This window comes from Thalassovita taeanensis (genome assembly GCF_900110775.1).
Classification (GTDB): domain Bacteria; phylum Pseudomonadota; class Alphaproteobacteria; order Rhodobacterales; family Rhodobacteraceae; genus Litorimicrobium; species Litorimicrobium taeanense.
This window is the reverse complement of the sequence record NZ_FOEP01000011.1, coordinates 113,302-119,405: the sequence shown is the minus strand read 5'-3', so window position 1 is coordinate 119,405 and position 6,104 is coordinate 113,302. Positions and strand designations below refer to the sequence as shown.

Below are 6,104 nucleotides of genomic sequence, written 5' to 3'. Positions count from 1 at the left end.
GCTGAAGGGTGAACAGACGGTGGCCGAGCTGGCGAGCCGTTTCGGGGTTCACCCGACGATGATCCACACATGGAAGAAAGCGCTTCTGGAAGGTGCATCCGGCGTGTTCGAGCGTGGTGGCAAGCCCCCCCCCCCGAGATTGACGAGGAGCAGGTCAAGGAGCTGCACGCCAAGATCGGGGAGTTGGCTGTTGCCAACGATTTTTTGTCCAGAAAGCCCAAGCCGTGGAACGGAAAGTGAGGCGGGAGATGATCGAACCAGCCAATCCGGATCTGCCCATCGGCAGGCAGTGCCAACTGCTGTCGATCTCGCGATCCTCGTTCTACTACCAGCCTAAGGGCGAGACGGCGCTTAATCTCGCGCTCATGCGCCAAATTGATGAACAATTCCTTGAGACACCGTTCTTCGATGTCCGGCAGATGGCCTGACATCTGCGCAACGAAGGGCACCCGGTGAACGAGAAGCGGATCAGACGACTGATGCGCCTCATGAGCTTGATGCCGATCTATCAGAAACCCAACACCAGCAAGGCGGCGAAGGGGCACAAGACCTATCCTTATCTGCTGCGTGGTCTGCGGGTGACTCGGCCCAATCAGGTCTGGGCGGCGGACATCACCTATCTGCCAATGCGCAGGGGCTTTCTGTATCTGGTCGCGATCATGGACTGGCACACGCGCAAGGTTCTGGCTTGGCGTATCTCGAATACGCTGGAGGCCGACTTCTGCGTCGACGCCCTGAACGAAGCGATCCACAAGTTCGGCCCGCCTGACATCATGAATACGGATCAGGGCGGCCAGTTCACGTCGTTTGCCTGGACGGACCGGCTGCGGCGATCTGGCGTGCGTATCTCGATGGATGGCAAGGGTCGCTTCCTCGACAACATCTTCGTTGAGCGGTTGTGGCGGTCGCCGAAATACGAATGCGTCTACCTGCATGCCTGGGAGACAGGATCGGAAGCTAAGGTGGGTGTCGGGAAATGGATCGAGTTTTACAACCGCAAGCGCCCCCATTCCGCCCTTGGCGGCAGGCCACCAGCCGTGGTCTATTGGCTGAGAAAAAACGAAACCCAAACCGGTCAGCAGGAGCAAAGAGTAGCTTAAATTACGCCAAAACCTGTCCAAACATTGGGGAGTAGCTCAGTCAGGAAAGGTGCGCCGGATAAACAGTCATTCCGGCAAGCGTTCATTGAAGGCCGGACATTCACAGTGCCTGACCTGTGCCCGCGGGGCAATGCCGCACGATGCCAGAGAGGCCGGTTCGGTGTAGCTGTGCTGCAGCGATGTACATCCTGACGAAGGTCCGGACTGGGCCGTAAGCTGCAACCCACCCTTCCGGCACTTGGAAGACTAAAACCAGAGAGACTCAGAACTCAGTTCGAAACCGTCCTTCGTGAATGCATTCTTAGAAATATAAAAATGAATACGACGCCTTAGTTTTGATGAGCGGGTTGTAAACCGCGTGCGCGCTGTCATGGGCAATGGCCATGGGCTGACTGAAGGCAAATTTGAAGGGGAAGCGGCGAACCTAGCGCAAGGCCCTAAGTCGGATATCTTGGCGAAAATCACGTAAGCTATTGATTAAATAAGATTCCATATTTTGAGATATCATCCACGACGCGCAAAGTTATGCGCGCCGCGAAAAAATATGCGCTCACCTACAAAAGAATCAGAAATCCAGATGTTCGACGTTCAGTGCGTTTTGCTGGATGAACTCGCGTCGCGGTTCCACCACATCGCCCATCAACTTGGTGAACAGATCGTCGGCCTCTGCCATATCCTCGACCCGAACCTGCAACAGGGTGCGTGCTTCGGGATCAAGCGTGGTTTCCCACAGCTGCTCGGGGTTCATTTCGCCCAGACCCTTATAGCGTTGCAAAGACAGGCCTTTTTCGCCCTCGCGCAGGATTGCATCCAGCAGATCCAGCGGACCGTGGATTACCTGATTGCGGTCCTTACGGACGAGTGTGGCGGGACGGTCATACACTTCTTGAAGAGATTTGGTAAAGCTGCCGGTCTTGCGTGCTTCGCCCGAGCGGAGCATCGGCCCATCCAGTGTGCGCACCTCTTCGACGCCGCGCAGAATGCGGGCAAGCCGGATACCATGATCCTGCGTAATCCTGCCGTGCCAACCGCGCTCGTATTCCTGAGCGATCAGGTCCAGACGCTTTGCCACCTTGTCGGCCACGCCCTGAAGGTCGGCATCGACCGCACCGGGCACAAAGGCCCCAGCGACGGCGGCTTGTTCAAGGATGTGGCGGGGGTAATGGGTCGGGAAGGCATCAAGCACCCGCTTGAGGCTGCGGGCTTCTTCCACGACGCGCAGCAGGTCGGGGCCTGCGATCTCCATCCCTGATCCAAGTCGCAACAAAGCGCCGTCCGTGCCCTGCTGGGTCAGATACTCGTCCATCGCGGCCTGATCCTTGAGGTATACCTCAGATTTGCCACGGCTGACCTTGTAGAGCGGCGGTTGCGCGATATAGAGATAGCCGCCCTCAATAAGCTCGGGCATTTGCCGGTAAAAGAAGGTCAGCAAAAGCGTGCGGATATGCGCGCCGTCAACGTCCGCGTCGGTCATGATGACGATCTTGTGGTAGCGCAGTTTGCTGATGTCGAACTCGTCGCGCCCGATGCCGGTGCCAAGGGCCATCACAAGGTTGCCGATTTCCTGGCTGGCCAGCATCCGATCGAACCGGGCGCGCTCGACGTTCAGGATCTTGCCCTTGAGCGGCAAAATGGCTTGCGTGCTACGGTCTCGGCCGGTCTGGGCAGAGCCACCGGCGGAATCACCCTCGACGAGGAATATCTCGGTTTTGGACGGATCTTTTTCCGAGCAATCCTTGAGCTTGCCCGCCAGAAAGTTCACATCCATCGCGGTTTTGCGCCGGGTCAGTTCGCGGGCTTTGCGCGCGGCCTCACGAGCCAGTGCCGCTTCGACAATCTTGCCAACAATCTGTTTGGCTTGCGTTGGGTTTTCCTCAAACCACTCCGCCAGCTTTTCGTTCACCAGACCTTCGACGGCCGGGCGCACCTCTGAGCTGACCAATTTGTCTTTGGTCTGAGAGGAAAACTTGGGATCAGGCACTTTCACCGAAAGCACACAAGTCAGCCCTTCGCGCGCGTCGTCGCCAGTAAAGCTGACCTTCTCTTTCTTGGCGATGCCCGAGGTCTGGGCATAGTTGTTGATCGTCCGTGTCAGCGCACCGCGGAAGCCGGCCAAATGCGAACCACCATCACGCTGGGGGATGTTGTTGGTAAAGGGCAGTACGTTTTCATGATAGCTGTCATTCCACCACATCGCGACTTCAACGCCGATGCCATCCTTCTCGCCGGTCATGAAAATCGGTTCGGGCATGACCGGGGTTTTGGAGCGGTCGAGATATTTCACGAACTCCTTAACACCGCCGTCGTAATACAGTTCCGTCCGCAAGGCCTCGGCGGGGCGCTCGTCTTCCAGAATGATCCGAACGCCAGAGTTGAGGAAGGCCAGTTCACGTAGACGTTTTTCCAGCGTATCGAACACATAGTCGAGGTTCGAGAAGGTTTGCGTGGATGCCAGAAACCGCACCTCAGTGCCTTTTTCGCCATTGGCATCGCCGACGATACGCAGATGCTCTACTGTGTCGCCATGGGCGAATTTGGCGTAATGCTCTTTTCCCTCACGCCAGACACGCAGCTCCAGCCAGTCAGACAGGGCGTTCACAACGGATACGCCGACACCATGCAAGCCACCGGATACCTTGTAAGAGTTCTGGTCGAACTTACCGCCTGCATGCAGCTGAGTCATGATGACTTCGGCGGCGGAAACGCCTTCTTCCTCGTGGATGCCCACAGGGATGCCGCGGCCGTTGTCGCGGACGGAGACGCTGGAATCGGCGTGGATTTTTACGCGAACGTGATCGGCGTGGCCGGCGAGGGCTTCGTCGATGCCGTTATCCACGACCTCATATACCATGTGATGCAGGCCCGAGCCATCATCGGTGTCCCCGATATACATGCCGGGCCGCTTGCGGACAGCTTCTAAGCCTTTGAGAACTTTGATAGAATCTGCGCCGTATTCCTGCGAGGTCTGCTCGGTATCGGACATCCGGTCCTTCCTTCGTATTTTTCACGAATATATACGAGACCTTGCGGGGCTTGTCACGCCCCACACAAGGTTTCGTGGTGTGATATCGGTATCACGTCGGTATCACGTCGGTATTGTGTCGGTGCAATCCGCCGACGGGCGGGCGGGCGATGCAGGCTTAGCTGATTTTGGCGGGCTCGATGACGTTTTCTTTGGTTGGCTCGACCCAGCGCGCCAGAACGGCGCGGGCGGCCTTTGGGTCATCTGCCACGATCGCCTGTTTCAGATCCCTGAGCGCATTCGCCATCTCGATTTCGGACAGATAGCTTTCCTGCGCACGCAGAATTTTGGGGTGCGGCGTGGTCAGCATATCGGTGGAAATCAGCAGCTCTTCAATCAGCTTTTCGCCGGGGCGCAGGCCGGTCACCTTGATTGCGATATCGCCATGCGGGTGATCCTTGTCGCGCACGGTAAACCCGGCGCCTTCGATCATCTGGCGCGCCAGTTTCTTGATCGGAACCAGATCCCCCATATCCAGCACGAACACATCGCCGCCACGGGCGAAAGAGCCCGCCAGCAGCACCAGACGCGCCGCTTCGGACATGGTCATGAAATACCGCGCCACATCGCCGTGGGTCAGCGTGACAGGGCCACCACGGGCGATCTGTTCCTCGAACAGCGGAATGACCGAACCAGAGGACCCGAGCACATTGCCAAAGCGCACCATCGAGAAGCGGGTGTCGGACGAGCGGGTGGCCAGATCCTGTACCACCAGTTCAGCCATGCGCTTGGAGGCGCCCATGACATTGGTCGGGCGCACCGCCTTGTCGGAGGAGACCAGAATGAAACGGTTTACCCCGGCGGCGCGCGCTGCCTCGGCCAGGATACGGGTGCCCATGACGTTGTTGTGCAAACCCGCGATTTCGTTCTTTTCGACCATGGGCACGTGTTTGTAGGCTGCGGCGTGCAACACCACGTCGACCTTGTTGGATTTCAAAACACGGCTGACAAGCACAGGGTCGCAGACGGAGCCGAGGACTGCTTCGATCTGGGTGCCTTTTGACAGGTCCGACAGTTCCTTTTCGATCGTGTAGAGCGCAAGTTCGCTGTGATCCAGAAGCACGATCCGGTCGGGCTTGCAGGCCATCAGCTGACGGCAGAGTTCCGACCCGATCGAGCCGCCGGCACCGGAAATCAGAACGCAGCGCCCCTGATAGGTATGCGCCACAGTCGGCAATTCCGATTCCAGCCGGTTGCGCCCCAGAAGATCGTCAAGCGACACCGGGGTGCTGCGCTTGCCAAGATCACGATCGCAGATCAGTTCGGCAAAGGAGGGGAGCGAGTGCACTTCACACCCCATGGCGCGCAGGCGCATGGCGATGCGCGACTGAACCGAGGGCGAGGCCGAGGGCATGGCCAGAACAACCCGGTTGATCGCCTTGCGGGCAATCAGCTCTTTCAGGCGGCTGGGGGCATGGACCGGCACGCCAGAGATGGTCAGGCTTTGCACCCGAGGATTGTCATCGACGAAGGCAACAAGTTCGACCGCGTCATCGGTGCGCAGGGCGGCGGCAAGTTGCTGCCCGGTTTGCCCGGCGCCATAGACGATCACGCGGGTGCGCTCGCGGCTGCTGCGGTAGATGTTCGTCACGATTTGACGCAACCCCAGACGCCCCGAGACCACCGAGATCACCAGCACCATACCGAAGACTGCGAAGGTCGCGCTGGTCAGTGGCGCGCCGAAGATGATATTCAGCGCCAGCCCAGCCGTCGAAAGAATGCCCGAAAATACGGCGGTCCGCAGGATGCCACCCGATTCGAACGCGTTCAAACTGATGCGTGGCAGCCCCAGAACGTGGCTGATGCCACCGGCGAGCAGGCCGACCAAAAGCAGCAGTGGAAGCAGCTCTGTGCGGGCGTCAGCCGCTTGCGGAAACGACCCGACGAGAAGCATGGAGATGCACAGGGAGGTGATCGCTAAGGTGCTGTCAATAAACATAAAAACAAAGTGCTTTTGACGGTCTTTTAGTGAGATCACCAAT

General features: G+C 58.4%; 2 protein-coding genes and 1 pseudogene. 1 reads left to right on the top strand and 2 read right to left on the bottom strand.

The features are described 5' to 3' along the window. The first annotated feature begins 1 nt into the window (after window position 1). Window positions 2–1,100, top strand: a pseudogene (locus tag BSF79_RS14500) (IS3 family transposase). A gap of 565 nt (window positions 1,101–1,665) precedes the next feature. Here the strand turns inward: BSF79_RS14500 and gyrB are convergent. Together gyrB and BSF79_RS14490 are read right to left on the bottom strand one after the other, a co-directional pair. Beyond that, window positions 1,666–4,083 carry a DNA topoisomerase (ATP-hydrolyzing) subunit B gene (gyrB, locus tag BSF79_RS14495; RefSeq protein WP_090270541.1) on the bottom strand — a complete coding sequence of 806 codons (2,418 nt, stop codon included), beginning with the start codon at window positions 4,081–4,083 and terminating at the stop codon, window positions 1,666–1,668. Window positions 4,084–4,240: 157 nt separating this feature from the next. Further along, window positions 4,241–6,061, bottom strand: a complete 1,821-nt coding sequence (locus BSF79_RS14490) for a polysaccharide biosynthesis protein (protein WP_090270553.1) — start codon at window positions 6,059–6,061, stop codon at window positions 4,241–4,243. Window positions 6,062–6,104 lie beyond the last annotated feature (43 nt).

What these genes read in the sequence shown, in the direction of transcription:
- gyrB (WP_090270541.1), bottom strand. Translation starts at nt 4,083, where the DNA reads ATGTCCGATACCGAGCAGACCTCGCAGGAATACGGCGCAGATTCTATC.
- BSF79_RS14490 (WP_090270553.1), bottom strand. Translation starts at nt 6,061, where the DNA reads ATGTTTATTGACAGCACCTTAGCGATCACCTCCCTGTGCATCTCCATG.